Source organism: Marinobacter sp. S0848L (assembly GCF_023016065.1).
Taxonomy (GTDB): domain Bacteria; phylum Pseudomonadota; class Gammaproteobacteria; order Pseudomonadales; family Oleiphilaceae; genus Marinobacter.
On record NZ_JALKAQ010000009.1, the window covers coordinates 102,220 to 122,168 of the forward strand.

Sequence of the window (19,949 nt, forward strand, 5' to 3'; positions counted from 1 at the left end):
TTAGATGGTGATCAATGGCATTAGTTTCAAGTGCTCAATGCTCCGCTTTCGGGTTTAACGTACCCGCGCTGAGCGTTCGTAGCTCTTCCCGTTGTTCCGGGGTGAGCGTGGCCAGGTTCCGGAGCAGTGTTGCCAGTCTTTGCTGGCGCGCGGCTTCTTCGTTCGGGCTTAATAGCTCTCTGGCTGCTGCCAGCGTGCTTTCCCGAGCCGGGATATGCTCCAGTCCGTCAAACAGGTTGTAGAACCTGTCACGGGCCTGTTTGTCTGTTGCCAATCCCGCAATCAATGCTTTGCGGGTTTGGATGTTTTGGTCCAGAATCCAGCGGGCAAATCGTCCCGCTTGTTCCAGTTGCCGGGTGCTGTCGGCTTGTGCCTTAATTTCAGTGGCCAGCTCCGGCGCTTCCAGCAAGGCCAGGCATAATGTGCTGTCCTTGCTGAGTTTTACGTCCACCCGTTCTTCGGTCGGGCGGTGCTGGCGTTCTCCGCGCCAGCCCTTGGCTTTGTAATTTTTGCTGTTTTGCTGGCGGCCCTGCCACTGATTACGGCCGCCGCATAAACGCAGCATTTCGTGCCACATGGCGTCCCGCAGTGTGCAGCGGGGCATTTTGTTCAGCAGCTGTTCGGCTCTGGCCCTGAGTTCGCCCCGGTGTTCCGGGAGTTCGAGGTCCAGGCCCTCGCTTTGGCGGTCAAACAAAAAACGCGAGAGCGGTGTCGCTCCTTCAATACGTTTTTGGAACGCTTCTGGGCCTTCCTTTCGGACAAGTGTGTCCGGGTCTTCGCCTTCGGGCAGCATCAGAAACTGTAGATGCAGGCCGTCGGCAATCAGTTCCAGGGCATTTTCCATGGCCCGGTCAGCGGCTCGAAAGCCTGCCTGATCGCCATCAAAGCAAAACACAATGTGCCGCACCTGTCGGAGCAGGGCGGTCAAGCTGTCTTGGTTTGTCGCTGTACCCAGTGTCGCAACGGCGTAATCGATGCCGTGTTGGGCCAGTGCAATGACATCCATGTAGCCTTCTACGACCAGCAGTTTGTCGAGCTGGCGTGTGGCTTGCCGGGCTTCGTGCAGGCCGTAAATCTCGCGGCTTTTATGGAATACGTCCGATTCCGGCGAGTTGATGTACTTGGCTTTGTCGTCACCCAGCGTGCGGCCACCAAACGCGATGGTTTTGCCGCGTGTGTTCCGTATCGGGAACATCACCCGGTTACGGAACAAATCCCTTGGTTTGCCGTACTTGTCGGAAACGGTCTTGGTTTCCAGCAAGGGCTTTTTCAGATCTCTCGGTGCTGCGTCATACAAGGCGGTGCCGGTACCCGGAGCAAAGCCGATCTGATAGCGTGCGATGATGCTAGCGTCCAGACCGCGTTGTTTCAGGTAATCCTGTGCGTAAGCACCTTGCTGGCTGGTGAGCGCCGAGTGATAAAATTTGCTTGCGAAATCCAGCGCGTCGGTCAGAGTCCGGGCTTGCTGCATTTCTTGTTTGGCGACTTTGTCGTACGGCACTTCCATGCCCGCACGTTTCGCCAGTTCTTCTACCGCTTCTGTAAAGCCCAGGCCTTCAAATTCGCGGATAAAGCTGATGGCATCGCCATGAGCGCCGCAGCCAAAGCAGTGGTAGAAGCCTTTGTCGGGCCGAACGTTGAACGAGGGCGTTTTCTCGTCATGAAATGGGCAGCAGGCTTTGTAATTACCGCCGGCTTTTTTGAGAGTGATGCGTGATCCAATCAGCTCTCCCAGATCAATTCGATCCAGAAGGTCTTCAACAAAGCGTTGAGGGATCAGTCCGCTCATGGTGGCTCCACTTCATCCGGGGCGCCGGATACAAACGTTAATCACCACAGCCAAAAATGCCGCCGAAGCCAGGCCTCGGCGGCATTTTCAGTTTGCCAGATAAGGCGATAAGCCGTTCCGGCAATCAGTCTTGCTGTCGAAGCGGTCTGAACTCAGTACAGACGCTCGAACTTACGCTGTTCACGCTGAAGCTTCTTGAGATGACGCTTAACGGCAGCAGCAGCTTTGCGCTTACGAACAGCCGTCGGCTTTTCGTAGTGCTCACGACGACGTACTTCAGAAAGTACACCGGCTTTTTCGCATGAACGCTTGAAGCGACGCAGTGCTACGTCAAACGGTTCGTTCTCTTTCAGTTTAACAGCTGGCATTCGACAATCACCTACCTGATAGATTCGGTTTCAAATTGTTCCGCTGGAATAGATTCTCGCGGCTCGATCCCTGGTCAGATTGGTTATAACTCGACCAGTGCATAATTAAGGGCGGCAATGATAACGGCTGAGACAGTTCAGGTCAATCATTGTTCAACGAAAGTGACGGGAGGCGTCGGCTTTCTGATAAAATCATGGCCGACTAATCCATCTCCGCAGACACGGCCCCGATTTATGCTGATTCTTGGTATTGAAACTTCTTGTGATGAGACTGGCGTTGCCTTGCTGGACGACGAGCGGGGCCTGCTGGCTCACGCCTTATACAGCCAAGTCGAGGTGCATGCCGACTATGGCGGTGTGGTGCCGGAGCTGGCATCTCGGGATCATGTTCGAAAGCTGTTGCCATTGTGTGATCAGGTGTTAGCGGATGCGGGTAAGTCTCGTGCTGACATAGAGGGAATTGCTTACACCGCGGGGCCTGGCCTTGTGGGTGCGCTGATGGTGGGTGGCTCGGTGGCGCACGCGTTGGGTTACGCATTAGATATTCCGGTGCTGGGCGTGCATCACATGGAAGGGCATTTGTTGGCCCCGATGCTGGAAGACAACCCGCCGGCTTTTCCATTCGTAGCTCTGCTTGTCTCTGGAGGACATACTCAGCTGGTGCGGGTTGATGCTATCGGTGAGTACGAGATGCTGGGTGAATCGGTGGACGATGCGGCCGGCGAGGCGTTTGATAAAGCCGCCAAAATGCTGGGCCTGGATTACCCCGGTGGGCCAAGAGTGGCCGCTTTGGCGGAGAATGGCCGGGAGGGGCGATATCGTTTCCCCCGTCCGATGACGGATCGCCCGGGTTTGGATTTTAGTTTTAGTGGCCTGAAGACCTTTACCTTAAACACTGTGAACGCCGCGAAAGAGGCGGGTGAGTTTGATGAACAGGTAAAGGCGGACATTGCCTTGGCCTTTGAGGCAGCGGTGGTGGATACCTTAACCATCAAGTGTCGCCGGGCGTTGGAGCAGACCGGTTGTAAACGCTTGGTGATTGCCGGTGGTGTGAGTGCAAACAAACGCTTGCGCGCCGGCCTTGAGAAAATGACCGCAAAACTTGGCGGTTCGGTGTTCTACGCACGCCCGGAATTTTGTACCGACAACGGCGCCATGATCGCGTACGCCGGCGCGCAGCGTTTGCGGAAAGGCCAGAAAGACGGTGAGCGGATCGTTGCCGTGCCCCGCTGGCCTATGGACTCTTTGCCGTCGGTGAACGAGCCGCGCGCTAACGGCCTGGTGGACTGAAAACGCTAAAGCCCGGTTTCTCGCCCTTGGGCCAGCCGAATTAGGTTGTTGCGATGGCGGACAACGATAAGCAACGTGAGTAGCCCGAAGAGTGGCAAGGTTTCCGGTTCCAGTATCGCGCTGATGATGGGGCCGGAGCCGATGGCAACGATTGATGCCAGTGCACTGATGCGGGAACGCCAAATCACCAACAGCCAAACGGCGGCCATCAGCAATGTGGTGAGTGGTGCGAGGGCTAATCCCGCACCGAGCGCCGTGGCAACACCTTTCCCGCCTTTGAATCGGAAAAAAATCGGAATCATGTGGCCGGTCACGGCGCTCAGGGCGACGATGGCCTGCACCATAATCGACATGCCGGCCTGATTGGCCAGCCAAACCGGCAGCCAGCCTTTGAGTGCATCCAGAACAAGCGTCGTAAGCGCCGGCTGCCACCCTCCTGCACGAAACACGTTTGTAGCGCCCGGATTGCTGGAGCCTTGTGCTCGAGGGTCCGGGAGCCGCCAGGCCCGGCAAACCGGGATGGCAAACAGCACCGATCCGGCGAGGTAAGCTCCAAAACAGAGCAGAACAATTAAGATCGGTTGGCTCGGGGTTTCCATAGGTGTTTCACAAGGTGCGCAGACGGCATCAGGTATTCTGTGAGAAAATAGCTGGCCCAAATTCAGGCGAGCAGGCGAACGGCCACAGTATCGCTTGTCTGTTTAATATTCAATCAGCCAAGAGTGTAAGCCTAGGGAGTCTGGTTTGGCAGATGTGGTGTTAGTCGAAGGGTTGGCGGTCGAAACCGTCATTGGTGTGTACGACTGGGAGCGGGAGATTACCCAGCGCCTGTTGGTGGATCTGGAAATGGCTTGGGATAACCGAGTACCGGCGGCGAGTGATGATGTCTCCGACGCTCTCGATTACGCCACGGTCAGTGAGCGGGTTGGTCAGTGCATTCAGGCTTTGCAGCCTCAATTGATTGAAGCGGCCGCAGAGGCGGTTGCTTCCATGCTGCAGCAGGACTTCGGGGTAAGTTGGTTGCGTTTAACGATCAGAAAGCCCGGAGCCGTTCCCGCTGCTACTTCTGTGGGCGTTCGCATTGAACGAGGTCAGCGCTGATGGCGAGGGTGCTTCTGGGTATCGGCAGTAATGTTGAGCGCTATCGGCATGTGGGGTTCGCGCTGGACGCCTTGCAGGAAATGTTTGGTGAGTTGTCGGTGTCGCCGGTGTACGAGAGCGAGCCGGTCGGGTTTTCCGGTTCCAACTTTTTGAATATGGCTGTAGGTTTTCACACGGAGCTAGCGGTGCCCGAGTTGTCGCAGCGTATGAAGCAGATGGAGCTGGATTTTGGTCGCCGCCCGGATGCGCCCCGCTTCAGCCCGCGCACTCTGGACCTGGATATTCTCACCTACGATCAGAAAGTGGGTGTTATAGCGGGAGTAGAGTTGCCCCGGGGAGAAATTCTGAAGAATGCGTTTGTGCTAAAACCGTTGGCGGATATTGCGCCGGGCGAGATACATCCCGTGAGCGGCCGGTGCTATCGTGCGCTATGGCAGGACTATCGCACCGACCAGAAGCTCTGGCCGGTGGATTTTAGCTGGCAGGGACGGCAGATTTCAGCGGCGGTTAGCTGAACGAAACAACTGAATCAGATTGTCGGTTGCGCTGTCGCCGGCGCTGTTGGAGTCTGCGTCATCAATCAGACGGGGCAGAATTTCGTTGCCCATCTGTTTGCCAAGCTCAACTCCCCACTGATCAAAACAGTCCACATCCCAAATCACGCTTTGTACAAAGGTGCGGTGCTCATAAAGTGCCACCAAAGCACCTAAAGTTTCAGGTGTCAGTTTTTCCATCATCAGGATGTTGCTGGGCTTATTGCCGGGGATGGCTTTGTGAGGCGCCAGTTCGTCGGCGGCGCTTTGGTCCAGACCTCCGTCGATTAGTTCTAGTTTAGCCTCTGATTCGGTTTTGCCGGCCATCATGGCGCGGGCCTGGCTCAGACAATTCGCAAATAGTGTAGCGTGGTGGTGAGCCACGGGGTTGTGCGACGTCAGCGGTATCACAAAGTCGGCAGGCACCAAACGGGTGCCTTGGTGAATCAGCTGATGATAGGCATGCTGGCCGTTTGCGCCAACACCGCCCCAAAGAATGGGACCGGTTTCGTAATTTACCGGTGTACCCTGCTGGGTTACCTTTTTGCCGTTACTTTCCATATCCAGCTGCTGCAAGTGCTCGGGCAGGTGCTTCAGATACTCGTCGTAAGGCAATACCGCGTGGCTTTGAGCACCCCAGAAATTGTTATACCAAATGCTCAGCAGTGCCATCACCACCGGCAGATTTTGTTCGGTTGGTGCTTCTTTGAAGTGCTGGTCCATCGCGTGCGCGCCGGACAGCAGGGCGCGGAAGTTATCCATGCCAACCATTAGGGCGATGGGTAAACCAATAGCCGACCAGAGCGAGTAACGGCCGCCCACCCAGTCCCACATCGGGAAGATGTTGTCTGAATGGATGCCAAAGCGCGCCGCCTCATCGGAGTTGGCGGTCACGGCCATAAAGTGGTCGGCTACGGCATCCTGATTGCCACCGTTAGTGAGGAACCACTCTCGGGCAATCAGGCTGTTATCGAGGGTTTCCTGGGTGCGGAACGATTTGGATTGCACCAGAAACAAGGTAGTTTCGGGGTTAAGCGCCTTCAGCGTTTCAGCGATATCCGTACCATCGATGTTGGCAACAAAATGGCACCTCAGATTACCTTGCCAGAAGGGAGTGAGCGCTTCTACGGCGAGTTTAGGGCCAAGGAAGGAGCCGCCGATGCCGATGCTGACAATATCGGTGAAAGCAAGACCGGTGTGGCCGGTTTTGGTGCCGCTCTGAATGGCTTGGTCAAGTTGTTCCATGCGGGCTTGCGTGGCATGGATTTCGGGAATGATGTCTTTGCCGTCAACCCAGACTGAGTCACCGGCCGGCTGGCGCAGGGCGGTATGCAGCGCGGGCCGGTTTTCTGTGCGGTTAACCTTGGCGCCGGTGACTAGGTCGGTAATGCGTTGTGGCAGATTGCACGCCCTTGCCAGATCAGAAAGAGCCGTAAGCGTTTCGTCGGTCAGACGGTTGCGTGAGAAATCAAGCGTCAGCCCCGCACCTTTGATTAGATATCGGTCTGCACGTTTGGGGTCTGTTTGAAACAGGTCGCGCATAAGCACGCTCTCCAGTTGCTGCTTTTGCTGGAGAAGCGCGTGCCATTCGGGTTTTTCAGTCAGAGCTGCCGAAGCGGGTGGCATCAGAGTGTCCTTTCTGTTCGCTGCCGCGCGCATACGCGACAGCGAGTCCGTTGTTTAGCGAGTAACAGAGAGATTGTCGATCAGCCGGGTGGTGCCTAGAAAGGCCGCCACCAGCAGGGTCAGCTCTTTGTCGGCGTCGGAAGCCGGCTTGAGCGTCAGGCTGTTCACAATATTAAAGTAATCCGGGCGTAAGCCGGCGTTTGTCAGAGTATCACGAGCCTCTTGTTCCAGAGCGGCGAAATCACCGTTGCCTGCTTCGAGCTGCTGTGCGGCATGTGTCAGTGTTTTGTAGACGACCGGTGCAATGGCTCTTTCTTCTTCAGACAAGTAGCCGTTGCGTGAGCTTTTTGCCAAACCGTCTTCTTCGCGCACGGTCGGTGCGCCGATGATTTCGATGGGCATCATCAGATCGCGAGTCATCTTGCGAATCACCGCGAGTTGCTGGAAGTCTTTCTCGCCGAAAAACGCCATGTCCGGCTGGATCATGTTAAACAACATGGTGACCACGGTGGCCACACCTTCGAAGTGACCCGGGCGGCTCGCACCGCAGTGGCCCTCGCTGACTTCCGGCACTACTACCTTGGTTTGGTTGGCAAGGCCTTCCGGGTAAATTTCGGAAACCGGCGGCGCGAAAATCAGGGTGTTGCCAGCCGGTGCCAGTTTGTCCTGATCTTCGGCGAGGGTGCGCGGATAAGAATCCAGATCTTCGTTGGCACCGAACTGCATAGGGTTCACGAATATGCTGGTAACAACGATGTCTGCTGCTTCCGAGGCTTTGCGCACCAGGGAGATGTGGCCCTCGTGCAGGTTGCCCATGGTAGGCACCAGCGCGATGGTCTTTTCCTGTTGGCGGTAGGCCCTCAGGATGCTGCGCAGTTCTTTGAGTGAATGTACGGTTCTCATGCCTTGAACGTATGCTCCTCGGCGGGGAAAGTGCGTGCTTTAACAGCCTGGGCATAGGCCTCGATGGCTTCCGGAATGGACGACGTTTCGGCCAGGAAGTTTTTGACGAACCGGGGCTTGCGGCCCGGCGTGACACCCAGCATGTCGTGCAAGACAAGCACCTGGCCGTCTGTGTCTGAACCGGCACCAATACCGATAACCGGCGCTTTTACCGCTTGAGTGATGCGGGCGGCGAGCGGAGCGGGAACACATTCCAGCAGAATGATGTCTGCTCCGGCTGCTTCGAGCTGGCAGGCGTGTTCGATCATCGCTTCCGCGGCTTTGTCGTCACGGCCCTGAACTTTGTAACCGCCGAATTTGTTGACGAATTGTGGGGTCAGCCCCAAATGCGCGCATACCGGCACGCCCCGTTCGCTCAGGGCTTCGATGGTGTCCCGCATCCAGTCTGTGCCTTCCAGCTTCACCATGTGGGCTCCCGCGCGCATCAACTCAGCGGCGTTATCCAGAGCGTCGGCCACGGTGCCATAAGACATAAAGGGCATGTCGGCCATGATTAACGAGCCTTTGTTGCCCTTCGCCACGCAGCTGGTGTGATAGACCATATGTTCCATGGTCACTGGCAGCGTGCTGTCGTTGCCCTGCAGCACCATGCCGAGTGAGTCACCAATCAGGATTACATCCACGCCTGCTTCGCTGACCACCTGTGCAAAGGTGGAGTCGTAAGAGGTTAATGCGGAGAAGGCTTCGCCTTTCTGCTTGAGTTCCCGCAGGGTATTAATGGTAACTGCCATAAGATCCTTGCCTTTTGGGTGGATGGGCCAGTAGTGATCCGGGGTCTTCCGGTGTTCAGAGAAGTATAAGATTAATGCCGAGGTGTGTCAGGCACAAGGGTAGCATGGAGTTGCTGGCCTTGGGTCAGTCTGATCCGGCCATTGGGGGGAGCTTACGCAGTTGATTGTCTGGGCATTGAGCGCGCAACTGATCAATACGTCGTCCATCCGGCAATTGCAGTTCCGGATCCAGGTCCAGTAGCGGCTGAAGCGCAAAATCCCGGTTTGGCAACTCGGCATGGGGAACAGTCAGGCGCTCATCGTTGAGGACTTCGGAGCCAAAAAGAAGCACGTCAAGATCCAGTGTGCGTGGCCCCCAGTGCCTGAGGCGTTCGCGGCCGTGAGTTTGCTCGATAGCCTGCAGGTGGTCCAGCAGCTGGTGCGGCGACAATCCGGTGCTCAGTTTCACCGCGCCGTTCACGAAGTCGGGTTGGTCTTGTGGCCCCACAGGCCGGCTGGCATAGAAGGGCGACTGGGCTTGCAAGGTGGTACGGGGCAGGCGAGCCAGTTCCATGACGGCTCTGGCCAGCTGCGCCGTGGGGTTTTCCAGATTGCTACCCAAGCCAACGTAAACGTCTGTGGTCATGACTGCTGGGGCTTTTTGTTGGGGCTGCGTTTACGGCTGCGCTTGCGAGGCCCGGCGGCTGAGCCAAGCTGCGACAACATCTTTTCCTGCCCGCGTTCGTCTACTTTCTGGAAGTCAGTCCACCAGGCCCCCAGGCCAGGCTCAAGCTCGCCAGCGGATTCGCGCACCAGCAGGAAGTCATACGCAGCGCGGAAGCGAGGATGGCTCAAGGTGCCAAAAGCGCGCTTGCCCTGACGCCGGGGCAGGCGAATCTGCAGTTCCCAGATTTCCTTCATCGGGCCGGAGAAACGCTTTGGGATCGACGTAGCTTGCACCTGGCGACCAATAACCTTGCCGATCGCGCCGTGCAAAGCCGGCTGCACCGGATCGCCGTTATCCTGTCGAACACGCCATTCGGCTTGCAGTGCCGGCCACAGCATGGCGGCGAACAGGAAATAAGGGGTGACTGACTTGCCTTGGGCAATGCGAGCATCGGTATTACGCAGCGCCTGCCGAATAAGTTCGTCGGGTTCTCCGTTGTTCAGGGCGCGCACGGTTTCCGGGAACAGCATTTCTAGCAGCCCGTAATCTTTTAGAAGCTCGTAAGTGGCTTCGCCATATCCAGCTGAAAACAGCTTGAGAACTTCGTCAAACAAGCGGGCCGGTGGAATGTGGCCCAGTAGCGGGGCCAGTTCACGGATAGGGGCTTCGGTTTCCGGTTCGATATCAAAACCAAGTTTCGCGGCAAAACGGATAGCGCGCAGCATGCGCACCGGATCTTCACGGTAGCGGGTTGCCGGGTCGCCAATCAGGCGGATCTGACGGTTTTTGAGATCCCGCATGCCGTTGGCAAAGTCGATAATGGTGAAGTCACGAATGCAGTAGTAGAGCGCATTGATGGTGAAGTCGCGACGCAGTGCATCGTCTTCCAGATTGCCGTAAACGTTGTCACGCAGGAGCAGACCGTGTTCGCTGGTTTTATGTTCGTGGTCAGAATGGTCTTCGTTAGAGGCTTCAGCGTTGCCGCGGAAAGTGGTCACCTCGATGATCTCGCGGCCAAAGACCACATGCACGATACGAAAGCGACGGCCAATTAGCCGCGAGTTACGAAACAGGTCGTGTACTTCTTCGGGCGTGGCGTTGGTGGCGATATCGAAGTCTTTGGGGCGACCACCCAGCACGATGTCTCGCACACCGCCGCCCACCAAATAGGCTTCATAGCCGGACTTGTTCAGCCGGTTCAGTACTTTTTTGGCGGGTTCGCTGATCATCGAGCGAGACACGTTGTGTTGGTCTCTCGGAATCTCTTGGCGCTGGTAATCGTTAACTTTCTTTTTCCCGGTGCCGGGCATGAAAGAACGCAGCTTTTCTACAAGTCTATTAGGCATGGAAGTCCGTGTTTGCGCAGAGCAAAAACGTGGATTTTAACGGTTTGCGCAGGAATTGCACATATTTGACTGAGATTAGGTAGGAAATGCTGGATTTTGTGTGGCCGGGGAGGGGAAAGAGGCGATTTTGCGGCGGCCAGACAATCAAAAGGCGGATCCGTTTTCACGAACCCGCCCTGAAAGCTTCGACGATCTGCAATTATTTTTGTTTTTGAGTCGGGATTCTTTTTAATGTTTTGCCCCACTGCGAGCCCAAAATACGGGCATCAATTTTATGCAAGCGGAAAGCTTTGAATACATGGTGCAGTCAATAGCATGGAGCGGGTTATCAAGGCAGGTGTAGCGTCGTCTGAAAGACGATTCTTATCCACATCTACAACTCGCGCATGCTGAGGGACCACAAAAAAACCTAGCACCCAAAACACTCAGTTCGCTTACGCCCTATTTTTGTTTTTGTTACCGGACGTTTTCTTGCAGCTTTTTGTTTTTGTTGTTGCCGCTGCGTTGTCACTTTTTGTTTTTGTTGTTGTGCGCTCTTACTAGTGCAGAGGCCGTGCCAGAATTTGAAACTTGTTTGTTAACAGTGGGTTATGATTTTCGGTAAAGTAAGTGTTACCCCGTACTGAGGGAAAGTGTTACCTGGGTCACAAAGGGTGAAGGGGGAAGTGTTACCGAGGGGAACGTCCGGTAACAAGTGAGTCTTGGTTCATTTGTTACCGGTGCGCTTTTAGCTACCGCTGGTTTTTTTACGAGGAATGCCCAGACGTTGTCTGCGCTCCCAGAGGGATTTTCGACTGATGCCCAGTTTTTGAGCCAGTTCGGTTTCGCTCATGCGGTCCTGGTTTTCGATGACGAAATGCTGAAAGTAGTCTTCCAGCGACAAATCGTTGGCTGAATCGGATTCCCGGGTAGGCGTGCTCTCGTTATTGCCTTCTACCAGGGTTTCAGGGATGTATTCGTCGCCCGAGTCGCTGTCGAGGTCCAGAACGGACGGTGTGATGGTGTCGCCATCTGCCAGAATAGAGGCACGTTCAATCGCGTTCTCTAATTCCCGCACGTTACCCGGCCAGCGGTAGCGCTGCAGAGCTTGCATGGCTTCCGGGCTCAGGTGCAGGTCCGGCCGGTCAAGTTTCTGCGCCTGTTGCTTCAGGAACCGTCCGGCCAGGCCCAGGATGTCTGAACGGCGCTCTCGTAGAGGCGGCAGGCGGATCTGCATGACGTTCAGACGGTAGTAAAGATCTTCCCGGAACTCGCCTGTGCGCGTCATGGCTTTGAGGTTTCGGTGGGTGGCCGCAATCATGCGCACGTCCACTTTCCGGCTTTGGGTGGCACCCACCCTACGAATTTCGCTTTCCTGAAGCACTCGCAGTAGTCGGGCCTGCGCTTCGGCGGGTAGCTCACCAATTTCGTCCAGAAACAAACTGCCGCCGTCAGCCGCTTCGATCAGACCGGTGCGGGCCGACACCGCGCCGGTAAACGAACCTTTCTCATGACCGAACAGTTCGGATTCAATCAGGCTCTCGGGAATCGCCGCGCAGTTAACGGAAATCAGGGGCTTGGAGGCCCGGGGGCTCAATAGGTGCAGTGCTCGGGCAGCCAGTTCTTTACCGGTACCGGATTCACCGTTGATCAGCACTGTTGTTTGGGTTGGCGCCACTTTCCGAATAAGGGTGAACACCTTTTCCATGGGCTCGCACTGGCCAAACATGATGTTGGATGGATCTGGCGCTTCAGCCCCGGAATCGGCCGCGTCTTCGTTGCCAGTGGGTAATGCGTCTTTGCGTGCCAGAATGCCTTCGACGGCCACCAACATTTCATCGTGATCAAACGGTTTGGCAATGTAATCCACCGCGCCCATTTTCATGGAGTCTACGGCAGAGCGCAGGCTGGCGTAGCTGGTCATGATCAGAACGGGCGTATTGGGGGCCCTGTTGATCATCTCGGTGCCAGCGGCGCCGGGTAAGCGGAGGTCGGTAATGACGAGGTCGAAGGTATCGGGTTCCAGCTCTTCCGCGGCTTCTACCGAAATGGCATCGGCTACCTCGTAGCCGGCATGCTGGAGCAGTTTTCGGACTGCAGAGCGGATAATGTCTTCGTCTTCAACAATCAGTATGCGGGGCATAGTACGTTCACGACCTTTCGTTCGGGCGACTGTCAGCATCGGTGTCGGGTTCGTAAGCTGGCAGGCGAAGCCTCATGCAAGTTCCTTTGCCGCTCATGGAGTGGGCAGGGCTCTCTACCTGGATGTTGCCATAGTGTTCTTCAACAATACTGTACACAAGAGAGAGGCCAAGGCCAGTACCTTTGTTCGACGCTTTGGTAGTAAAAAAAGGTTCAAAAACATGGTCTTGTTGATCTTCCGGTATCCCGGAACCTTCGTCAATTACCTCGATGATAGCGGAGTAGCTATCGCGCTTGCCAGTCACCTGTATGCTGCCACCCTCGGGTGAAGCGTCGCGGGCATTGGCCAGCAGGTTGACGAACACCTGCACCAAACGTTGTTCATCGCCAAGTATTTGCAGTTCCGGTGGGCAATCGTTTGCGTAGTGAATGCCTTTGCTGTTATTGCCCAATGACAGCAGATTGATGGATTCTTCAACACACCGGTGCAGGCTGACCGGTTCATAGCGTGTGGCATGGGCGTGGTTACCCGTGCGAGAGAAGTTCATCAGTGATTGCAGAATGGTTGAGATGCGCCGGGTTTGCTGCTGGATCTGGTTGGCGGTATCGAGAATCTCCGGGTTATCGGTTTCCAGTTTGAGGTTCTGGGCCAGCGATGAAATGCCGGTAACCGGATTGCCGATTTCATGGGCGACACCCGCAGCGAGCCGGCCCACGGAGGCCAGGCGCTCGCTGTGCATTAATTCGTCTTCAAGCAAACGGGTTTCGGTTTGGTCTTCTACCAGAATGATCGAACCGCCCTCCGGATGATCCGGACCATTCAATGCGGCTTTGTGCAGGTTTAACCAATGGGGTTTGCCGCGCAAGTCCAGCCGGTGTTTGTACCGGTGAGGCTCGCTGCCTTTATTAAAGTCGTCCAGTAGAGCGTGCCAGTGTTCCGGTAGCGCCATGAGTTTGGCGCCGACCACTTCATCGGCGGAAATGCCCGTCAACGCCTCCATGGCGTGGTTCCACATCAGGATTTCGCCATCGTCACCGATGGAGCTGGCAGGAATCGGCAGGTTTTGCAGCGTTTGCCGGTAATGGCGGCGCAGGTTATCCAGTTCGCCCGCCAGCCCCGTGAGCTGATTTTGGTAATCGCCGAGTGCGCGCTCAACGTAGCGGATATCCTGCCCGGAGCCACCGTGTGCCATGGGCTTGAAGCCCAAGTGTCGTTTCACCATGTCTCTGGCAATAGACGGCCCCAGTAACCCGGATAAGTTGGCTTCAATCTGGTCCCTCAGGCGCCTTAGTTGATATGGGCGAAACTCCGAGGGTGGCAGCTTCAGCTGGGAGAGTGCTTGCTGTACTTCTCGACGCGCCACCTTCATGCCCAAAGGTTCGGCAAGATAATGAACGAAGTCAGCCGATGAGGCGGCGAACAGTTCGCGCCGCTGGGGCCGCGATAAGGCGCCCATGGAACAAGCCTGAGCCGCACTGGCTTCTTCGGGCTTGGCAGGGCTAAGGATAGAAACGACGGCGAACATAGCCACGTTCGCGGCCAGACTGGTGAAAGTGACTATGTGCCAGTTGTCGTAACCGGCGGTGACAGGTAAGCCAATCAGGGACAGTAGATCAAAGGTGTAAGAGAACGGCAAGACGAGGGTTAGCGCCCAAACCGATAGACCGGTCACCAGCCCGGCAATCAGGCCGCGCCGATTACCTTCAGGCCAGTAAATAACGCCAAGTACCCCGGGCAGCAGTTGCAGTGTACCTGTCAACGAAATCGCGCCCAGAATGGAAAGATCGAGGCGTTGACCTACGAGTTCGTGAAATAACAGTGCCGTAAACAGGATGGCGGCAATCAACAATCGCTTGACCCATTGCAGCCAGTGGTAGATGTCGCCTTGATCTTTCGGTGGGTTAAGAGGGAGTACAACGTGGTTGAGGATCATGCCGGCCAATGCCAGCGTGCTGACAATCATCAGCCCGCTGGCCGCAGACAGGCCCGCGATATACATCAGCAGTGTGAGCAGCGGGCTGTCGAGTGCCTGCCCGATACCAATGCTGAAAAATGCCGGAGGTGCCTCCACTCCAAGCGCTTGGCCCCCCCACACAATCAGGGGGACGGGCAGGCCCAAAAGGAACAAATACAAAGGCAGGCCCCAACTGGCTTTGCCGAGCGCTTTCGGAGACGGATTTTCGCTGAACGTCATGTGGTACATGTGCGGCAAAACCAGAGCGGCGGCAAACGACATGAGCAGCAGTGCCCGCCAGGTGCCTTCGTTTACGTTCATGGCCATTGGCGATTCAAGGCGTGATGTATCGGCCAGCCACTGTTCCAGCCCGGCGCTGCCCTTGAAGACTCCAAACAGAATCACTCCGCCCAGTAACAGCAACGCCGCCAGTTTGACCAGCGAATCGAACGCGATGGCCAGAACCAGGCCTTGATGATGCCCCGAAGTCTGATGCCGGCGAGCTCCGAACAGCACGGCGAACAGAACAACAATCAGACAAAAGAGGGTGCTGATGAATGTGGGTGACGTGTCGGGTGCCAGCAAGCTTGCGGACGCTGAAACCGCCTGAATCTGCATGCTGAGCAGGGCCATGATCGCTGCCGCCGAGCAGAGCGTTACCAGAGTGCCCGCCCATTGGCTACGGTAGCGGTAAGCGAACAGGTCGGCCAGCGAGGTAAGCTGATACGCCCTGCTGATCCGGAGAATCGGGTTTAGGAGTACGGGAGCCAGTAAGAAAGCACCGCTGATTCCCAGATAGTAGGCCAAATACCCGAAGCCCGACTCGGCTGCGAACCCGATAGCGCCGTAGACCGCCCAAATACCTGCATACACACCGAGGCTGAGCGTATAGGTCAGGGGGTGGCGCACCCACTGGCGAAGCAGTGTGCCGCGCTCGGTTGCCCAAGCAATGCCGAACAACAGGCTTAGATACAACAGGCTGGCCAGCAACAGCCCCGGGGCGCTAAAACTCATTAGGATCTCGTCGCCATTCCAGCCAGAAACCGATCACAATCAGGCCACCCCAAAATATAAACGGGCTGTACCAGGCGTTACCCGGGCCGGTCCACCAACTAAGGATGTTTGGTGAAAAAATATAGATAGCCAGCACCAGTAGAAAAACCAGGCGGTAGATATACATCGGGTTAGTGGTCCAAGTGCGATTGTGTACTTGAGGTTATACCATGGGCTTGCTGGGATGTCAGGGGAATGGCGGTGCGTTGCCAGTGTGCCCGGCCCCACGCCAGCACGTCATGGACGGTAGTATTGAAGAGGTGTTCTGGCGGATGTTGGCCAAGGGCTGTTAGCGCGTGGACCAGATTCGTTGTTGGTTTCGAGTCATCAAGGGCCGGGGCGTGATTTTGTTTGCTCAGTTTCTGGCCCTGATTGTTGAGAATAACCGGAATGTGCAGCCATTTAGGCGCGTTAGCACCCAAGGCCTGAAAGATTTGTTGTTGCTGGGCGGTCATGTCCAGCAGATCAGAGCCCCGAACAACGTGGCTGATGCCTTGGTCAATGTCGTCTACGGCCACCGCGAGCTGGTAAGCGTAAAAACCTTCTTTTCTCTGCAGTACCGGGTCGTCCAGTTCGGCTCGAACGATTTGGCGTTGCGGTCCCAGCAACAAATCCTGCCATTGGCAATCTTCATCGGTGAGAGCAAAACGAATCGCATGGGCAGTGTCTTCGGGGACAGCATTTCGCGTTCGGCACTGGCCTGGGTGGCGCCCGTCATGAGCCTGTAACTGCTTGCGCGAGCAGCTGCACCGATAGGCTTTGCCATTGTTTAGTAGGGCAGCGATGGCTGTTTCGTAGGCTGAATGACGCCGGGATTGAAAGCGTATTGGCTCGTCTGAATGTAAGCCGTGACGATCAAGAGAATGGAGGATTTGGTCGGTGGCTTCTGGTGGTTCTCTGAGCGGGTCAAGGTCTTCTATGCGAACTAACCATTCGCCATTGGCCACTCGGGCTTCCAGCCATGTAGCGACTGCTGTGACCAGGGAGCCGAAATGCAATGGGCCTGTTGGGGAAGGCGCAAAGCGCCCGCGATATCGGGTGTGCTCCATAACGTCTCTGGAAGCTGGCGGTTAGACCGCCAGCTTGCCGGTAGTGTGCAGATCAGATGCCGGTCTGGCGTTCGCGGATTTCGGCCAACGTTTTGCAGTCGATGCAAAGGGTTGCAGTGGGGCGAGCTTCCAGTCGACGGATGCCGATCTCGACACCGCATTGATCACAGAAACCATAATCGTCTTTGTCGATGCGATCGATGGTCTTGTCGATTTTCTTGATCAGCTTGCGTTCACGGTCACGGGTACGCAGTTCCAGGCTGAACTCTTCTTCCTGGGTTGCGCGGTCGCTGGGATCCGCGTAGTTTGCAGCGTCTTCCTGCATGTGGTGCATGGTGCGGTCGACTTCTTCCATCAGTTCCTGCTTCCAATCCAACAGCAGGTCCTTGAAGTGCTGCAACATGTCTGCACTCATGTAGTCTTCACCCTTTTTAATTTCGTAAGGGGTGAAGCCGGTAAACGTTTCGCTTGGTGCTTGCGCAGTCTTCTTTGCCATTGAGCCCTGGCCTCTTGTTTGTACTTCTACTCGGGCGCTTTGTTATCCGTACCAGCACCGGTGCCGCACGGTTTTACCCAGACGCCCTGTAATGGGAATTTGCGGAAAATAGCAGATAAGTCTCAGGGGTGCCAGCTCTGTGACCTCGGCTTATAGTGGAGAGCATATGAAGTTTTCAGAACCATTGATAGAGGGGCGCTTGATTCGGCGCTATAAACGCTTCCTGGCCGATGTGCGCTTGCCGAATGGTGACGAGGTAGTTGCTCACTGCCCTAACACCGGTTCGATGCGCAATTGTCAGCCGGAAAACGCTCGGGTGTGGCTGAGTGAAAGCAACAATCCCAAGCGTAAGCTGAAGTACACCTGGGAGTTGGTGGAAACCAGTCCCGGGGCGCTTGCGTGTGTAAATACGGCGCGTCCGAACGCTCAGGCCAAACATGCGATCGAAGCGGGTGTGATCTCAGAGCTTGGCGGTTACCGCGAGTGTCGCAGCGAAGTTCGGTATGGTGACGAGAAAAGCCGTATTGATTTGCTGCTCGGCGGCCACGACAGTCAGCCCGATGCCTGGGTGGAGGTGAAAAACGTCACGCTTGCCGAGGGTGCGCAGGGCTATTTTCCGGATGCTGTGACCGAACGCGGGCAAAAACACCTGCGAGAGCTGATGGCACAAGTAGCCAAGGGCGACCGGGCCGTGTTGTTGTTTGTGGTAAATCACACCGCCATTGAAGAGGTGCGGCCGGCGGATCATATTGACCCGCGATACGGCCAGTTGCTGCGCCAAGCGGTTGAAGCGGGGGTAGAAGTAATCGCCTATCGAGCTGTATTGAAGGGGGGTGATGGCAACCCGAGTGCCCGGCTCGATTTAATTGACCCGGTTCCGGTTAATTGTGAAGCCTGACTTCAATAACGCCGTCGCGTTCGCGCACCTCCAACTCGGTTAGGGCATCGCCCTGACAAGGCCCTGCAATACACTCACCGGTGCCAGGTTTGAACAGCGCGCCGTGGGTGGCGCATTGAATGAACAAATTGTCGGCATCCATAAAGCGGCCGGGCATCCAGTTCAGCTCAATGCCTAGATGCGGGCACAGGTTCAGGTAAGCCCGGCGCGTGCCGTGGTCCAGAAATACGAAACCGGTTAGCGGCATGCCTTCGGGCTCAACCGCTTTTTCTTTCAGGCGGAATTCAACGAACCTGCCCGGTACCAGATCCTGTACCGGGCAAGCGGTTTGCCATTGGGGCTGAGCGGTTTGCATCAGTTGCTTGAACAGGGGCTGAGGCCAAGGTGTTGGCGAATTCTATCCGCGACAGCTTCGGCCACATGCTCCTGATCGGTATGCAGGTGAATGGTGTAGGTCTTTTCATCGGGTGTCAGTGGCTCGAACCACGTTTGCTGGGCATCCAGCATGTCTTCGGTGGCTTCTGAGGCATCGCCTTTGCGTTTGCGTACCCAGTCCCGGCGCAGGTCTTCCGGCGCTTCGGTGTGCAGCAGTGCGAAGGGCACACCTTGGTTTTCGGCGACCTGAGCAAACAGCGAACGCTCGCTTTCCTTCAGGCTGGCGGCATCGACAATCACCGACAGCCCCGAAGACAACAGCTGGTCTGCCAGCGCGGCCAAGTGTTTGTAAGTTTTTTCGGTGGCTTCCGGGCTGTAAAGATCTGTGCCCAAACCGGATTTGCTGTCCTCCAGAGGTGCCAGTCCGTGCAGGCGTTTGCGCTCGACATCAGAGCGTAAACGAATCAGCCCCAATTCGGCGGACATGGCAGCACTCACGCAGGTTTTTCCCGAGGCTGACAATCCCGTCGTTGCCAGCAGGTAGTGGTTCGGGATGGCGCCGTAATCTTCGGCAAGCTGCGCGTAACTGCGGTAGCTCTGCATCAATCCTTCACGTTCGCTGTCGTTAAGGCTCGGGTTGCCCAGCGTGAACAGCGCGATCTTGGCCCGCACCATGGCACGATAAGCTTTGTACAAAGGCAGTAACGCCAGTGCTTCAAAGTCACCGCGGTACTCCAGGTACGTGTTCAGTACCAGATTGGCGAGCGCGGATTCCTGACGAGATTCCAGGTCCATCAGCAGGAACGCCAGATCGTTGATGACATCAATCCAGCGGAAGGGTTCATTGAATTCAATGCAGTCGAACACAGTGACCTGTTCGTTGAACACGGTAATGTTGGCGAGATGGAGGTCGCCGTGACACTCGCGCACCAGACCGTTATTTCGGCGCTCGGCAATCAAATCACGGTTACGTTCGAACGTGGTGCGGGTCCACTCTTCCAGCGCGTCCAGCTGTGTGAGCAAGGTTTTGTCTTCCAGCAGCGGCCGAATCTGGTCAAAGTTTTCCTGCATCGCAGCGTAAACGGCTTCCGGGGTGCCCAGCGGTTTTTCATCCGGAACCGGCGGTAGGCTGTCGTGGAACAGAGCCGTTTGGCGCGCAACACTGGTCAACAGCTCCGGCGCGAGATCGCCACGCTCCTGACGCTTGTCGAACAGTTCGCTCTGGTCAAACTGGCGCATACGAATGGCGTATTCGAACGGCTCGCCTTCCCCCCCAAGGATAGGCTGTTCAGGGCTGCCGGTAATGGGCATAACGTCAAGGTAGAGTTCAGACGCCAGGCGACGATTCAGGCGAAGCTCTTCCTCACAGAAATGCTTGCGGCGCTCCAGAGTCGAGAAATTGAGAAAGCCGAAATCCATAGGCTTTTTGATTTTGTAGGCGTACTCGCCGGTTAACAGAACCTGGGAAATGTGGGTTTCGATCACCCGAAAATCGCTAACCGGATGGTCGAATAACTCCGGGTTCTGCAGTGCTTTTATCAGTGTGTCGGGGGCGCGTTCGCTCACGTTATGCTCCTGGGTTCCCTGAACTCGTTGATTTTGTTTGTAT

The 19,949-nt window shown here is 56.2% G+C and carries 18 protein-coding genes; 4 read left to right on the top strand and 14 right to left on the bottom strand.

Annotated features, from left to right (window positions below; translation table 11 throughout):
* Positions 1–34 precede the first annotated feature (34 nt).
* Complete coding sequence (gene dnaG / locus MWU64_RS11805; protein WP_247064591.1) at positions 35–1,789, bottom strand: DNA primase; 1,755 nt, start codon at positions 1,787–1,789, stop codon at positions 35–37.
* Positions 1,790–1,941: 152 nt separating this feature from the next.
* Positions 1,942–2,157: a 30S ribosomal protein S21 gene (gene rpsU / locus MWU64_RS11810; protein ID WP_096278179.1), complete on the bottom strand. Its 216-nt coding sequence runs from the start codon at positions 2,155–2,157 to the stop codon at positions 1,942–1,944.
* A gap of 234 nt (positions 2,158–2,391) precedes the next feature.
* Here rpsU and tsaD point away from each other — a divergent pair, with 234 nt between their 5' ends.
* A complete protein-coding gene (gene tsaD, locus MWU64_RS11815) occupies positions 2,392–3,447 on the top strand; it encodes a tRNA (adenosine(37)-N6)-threonylcarbamoyltransferase complex transferase subunit TsaD (protein WP_247064592.1) in 1,056 nt (351 codons plus the stop codon).
* Positions 3,448–3,452: 5 nt separating this feature from the next.
* On the opposite strand, the gene plsY is transcribed toward tsaD, so the two are convergent.
* Positions 3,453–4,046 carry a glycerol-3-phosphate 1-O-acyltransferase PlsY gene (plsY, locus tag MWU64_RS11820; protein ID WP_247064593.1) on the bottom strand — a complete coding sequence of 198 codons (594 nt, stop codon included), beginning with the start codon at positions 4,044–4,046 and terminating at the stop codon, positions 3,453–3,455.
* A gap of 145 nt (positions 4,047–4,191) precedes the next feature.
* Between plsY and folB the strand changes: the two genes are divergently transcribed.
* Together folB and folK (MWU64_RS11830) are read left to right on the top strand one after the other, a co-directional pair.
* Positions 4,192–4,548: a dihydroneopterin aldolase gene (gene folB / locus MWU64_RS11825; protein WP_247064594.1), complete on the top strand. Its 357-nt coding sequence runs from the start codon at positions 4,192–4,194 to the stop codon at positions 4,546–4,548.
* On the top strand, positions 4,548–5,063 hold the full coding sequence (folK, locus tag MWU64_RS11830) for a 2-amino-4-hydroxy-6-hydroxymethyldihydropteridine diphosphokinase (RefSeq protein WP_247064595.1): 516 nt from the start codon (positions 4,548–4,550) through the stop codon (positions 5,061–5,063). Before folB ends, folK (MWU64_RS11830) begins: the two co-directional genes overlap by 1 nt.
* On the opposite strand, the gene pgi is transcribed toward folK (MWU64_RS11830), so the two are convergent.
* The 9 genes from pgi to dksA form a co-directional block, all read right to left on the bottom strand.
* On the bottom strand, positions 5,046–6,707 hold the full coding sequence (gene pgi, locus MWU64_RS11835; RefSeq protein WP_247064596.1) for a glucose-6-phosphate isomerase: 1,662 nt from the start codon (positions 6,705–6,707) through the stop codon (positions 5,046–5,048). The genes folK (MWU64_RS11830) and pgi overlap by 18 nt on opposite strands.
* A gap of 54 nt (positions 6,708–6,761) precedes the next feature.
* Positions 6,762–7,610, bottom strand: a complete 849-nt coding sequence (gene panC, locus MWU64_RS11840) for a pantoate--beta-alanine ligase (protein ID WP_247064597.1) — start codon at positions 7,608–7,610, stop codon at positions 6,762–6,764.
* Positions 7,607–8,401: a 3-methyl-2-oxobutanoate hydroxymethyltransferase gene (panB, locus tag MWU64_RS11845; RefSeq protein WP_247064598.1), complete on the bottom strand. Its 795-nt coding sequence runs from the start codon at positions 8,399–8,401 to the stop codon at positions 7,607–7,609. Before panB ends, panC begins: the two co-directional genes overlap by 4 nt.
* 124 nt (positions 8,402–8,525) lie before the next feature.
* Positions 8,526–9,026, bottom strand: a complete 501-nt coding sequence (gene folK, locus MWU64_RS11850; RefSeq protein ID WP_247064599.1) for a 2-amino-4-hydroxy-6-hydroxymethyldihydropteridine diphosphokinase — start codon at positions 9,024–9,026, stop codon at positions 8,526–8,528.
* Complete coding sequence (pcnB, locus tag MWU64_RS11855; protein WP_247064600.1) at positions 9,023–10,393, bottom strand: polynucleotide adenylyltransferase PcnB; 1,371 nt, start codon at positions 10,391–10,393, stop codon at positions 9,023–9,025. The genes folK (MWU64_RS11850) and pcnB overlap by 4 nt, the downstream gene beginning before the upstream one ends.
* Positions 10,394–11,120: 727 nt before the next feature.
* Positions 11,121–12,515 carry a sigma-54 dependent transcriptional regulator gene (locus MWU64_RS11860; RefSeq protein ID WP_247064601.1) on the bottom strand — a complete coding sequence of 465 codons (1,395 nt, stop codon included), beginning with the start codon at positions 12,513–12,515 and terminating at the stop codon, positions 11,121–11,123.
* Positions 12,516–12,522: 7 nt separating this feature from the next.
* The gene (locus tag MWU64_RS11865) at positions 12,523–15,483 is read right to left on the bottom strand and encodes an ATP-binding protein (RefSeq protein ID WP_247064602.1); all 2,961 of its coding nucleotides are present in this window, start codon (positions 15,481–15,483) and stop codon (positions 12,523–12,525) included.
* A gap of 170 nt (positions 15,484–15,653) precedes the next feature.
* The gene (gene gluQRS / locus MWU64_RS11870) at positions 15,654–16,571 is read right to left on the bottom strand and encodes a tRNA glutamyl-Q(34) synthetase GluQRS (protein ID WP_247064603.1); all 918 of its coding nucleotides are present in this window, start codon (positions 16,569–16,571) and stop codon (positions 15,654–15,656) included.
* A gap of 52 nt (positions 16,572–16,623) precedes the next feature.
* A complete protein-coding gene (dksA, locus tag MWU64_RS11875) occupies positions 16,624–17,067 on the bottom strand; it encodes an RNA polymerase-binding protein DksA (RefSeq protein ID WP_199005148.1) in 444 nt (147 codons plus the stop codon).
* 166 nt (positions 17,068–17,233) lie between these two features.
* Here dksA and sfsA point away from each other — a divergent pair, with 166 nt between their 5' ends.
* A complete protein-coding gene (sfsA, locus tag MWU64_RS11880) occupies positions 17,234–17,965 on the top strand; it encodes a DNA/RNA nuclease SfsA (RefSeq protein ID WP_247064604.1) in 732 nt (243 codons plus the stop codon).
* On the opposite strand, the gene MWU64_RS11885 is transcribed toward sfsA, so the two are convergent.
* Together MWU64_RS11885 and MWU64_RS11890 are read right to left on the bottom strand one after the other, a co-directional pair.
* On the bottom strand, positions 17,949–18,320 hold the full coding sequence (locus tag MWU64_RS11885) for a Rieske 2Fe-2S domain-containing protein (protein ID WP_247064605.1): 372 nt from the start codon (positions 18,318–18,320) through the stop codon (positions 17,949–17,951). The genes sfsA and MWU64_RS11885 overlap by 17 nt on opposite strands.
* A complete protein-coding gene (locus MWU64_RS11890) occupies positions 18,320–19,906 on the bottom strand; it encodes a bifunctional aminoglycoside phosphotransferase/ATP-binding protein (RefSeq protein WP_247064606.1) in 1,587 nt (528 codons plus the stop codon). The genes MWU64_RS11885 and MWU64_RS11890 overlap by 1 nt, the downstream gene beginning before the upstream one ends.
* Positions 19,907–19,949 lie beyond the last annotated feature (43 nt).

Excerpts from the sequence above, each read along its gene's own strand:
- dnaG (WP_247064591.1), bottom strand. The coding sequence starts at position 1,789 with ATGAGCGGACTGATCCCTCAACGCTTTGTTGAAGACCTTCTGGATCGA.
- rpsU (WP_096278179.1), bottom strand. The coding sequence starts at position 2,157 with ATGCCAGCTGTTAAACTGAAAGAGAACGAACCGTTTGACGTAGCACTG.
- tsaD (WP_247064592.1), top strand. The coding sequence starts at position 2,392 with ATGCTGATTCTTGGTATTGAAACTTCTTGTGATGAGACTGGCGTTGCC.
- plsY (WP_247064593.1), bottom strand. The coding sequence starts at position 4,046 with ATGGAAACCCCGAGCCAACCGATCTTAATTGTTCTGCTCTGTTTTGGA.
- folK (WP_247064595.1), top strand. The coding sequence starts at position 4,548 with ATGGCGAGGGTGCTTCTGGGTATCGGCAGTAATGTTGAGCGCTATCGG.
- pgi (WP_247064596.1), bottom strand. The coding sequence starts at position 6,707 with ATGCCACCCGCTTCGGCAGCTCTGACTGAAAAACCCGAATGGCACGCG.
- panC (WP_247064597.1), bottom strand. The coding sequence starts at position 7,610 with ATGAGAACCGTACATTCACTCAAAGAACTGCGCAGCATCCTGAGGGCC.
- panB (WP_247064598.1), bottom strand. The coding sequence starts at position 8,401 with ATGGCAGTTACCATTAATACCCTGCGGGAACTCAAGCAGAAAGGCGAA.
- folK (WP_247064599.1), bottom strand. The coding sequence starts at position 9,026 with ATGACCACAGACGTTTACGTTGGCTTGGGTAGCAATCTGGAAAACCCC.
- pcnB (WP_247064600.1), bottom strand. The coding sequence starts at position 10,393 with ATGCCTAATAGACTTGTAGAAAAGCTGCGTTCTTTCATGCCCGGCACC.
- MWU64_RS11860 (WP_247064601.1), bottom strand. The coding sequence starts at position 12,515 with ATGCCCCGCATACTGATTGTTGAAGACGAAGACATTATCCGCTCTGCA.
- MWU64_RS11865 (WP_247064602.1), bottom strand. The coding sequence starts at position 15,483 with ATGAGTTTTAGCGCCCCGGGGCTGTTGCTGGCCAGCCTGTTGTATCTA.
- gluQRS (WP_247064603.1), bottom strand. The coding sequence starts at position 16,571 with ATGGAGCACACCCGATATCGCGGGCGCTTTGCGCCTTCCCCAACAGGC.
- dksA (WP_199005148.1), bottom strand. The coding sequence starts at position 17,067 with ATGGCAAAGAAGACTGCGCAAGCACCAAGCGAAACGTTTACCGGCTTC.
- sfsA (WP_247064604.1), top strand. The coding sequence starts at position 17,234 with ATGAAGTTTTCAGAACCATTGATAGAGGGGCGCTTGATTCGGCGCTAT.
- MWU64_RS11885 (WP_247064605.1), bottom strand. The coding sequence starts at position 18,320 with ATGCAAACCGCTCAGCCCCAATGGCAAACCGCTTGCCCGGTACAGGAT.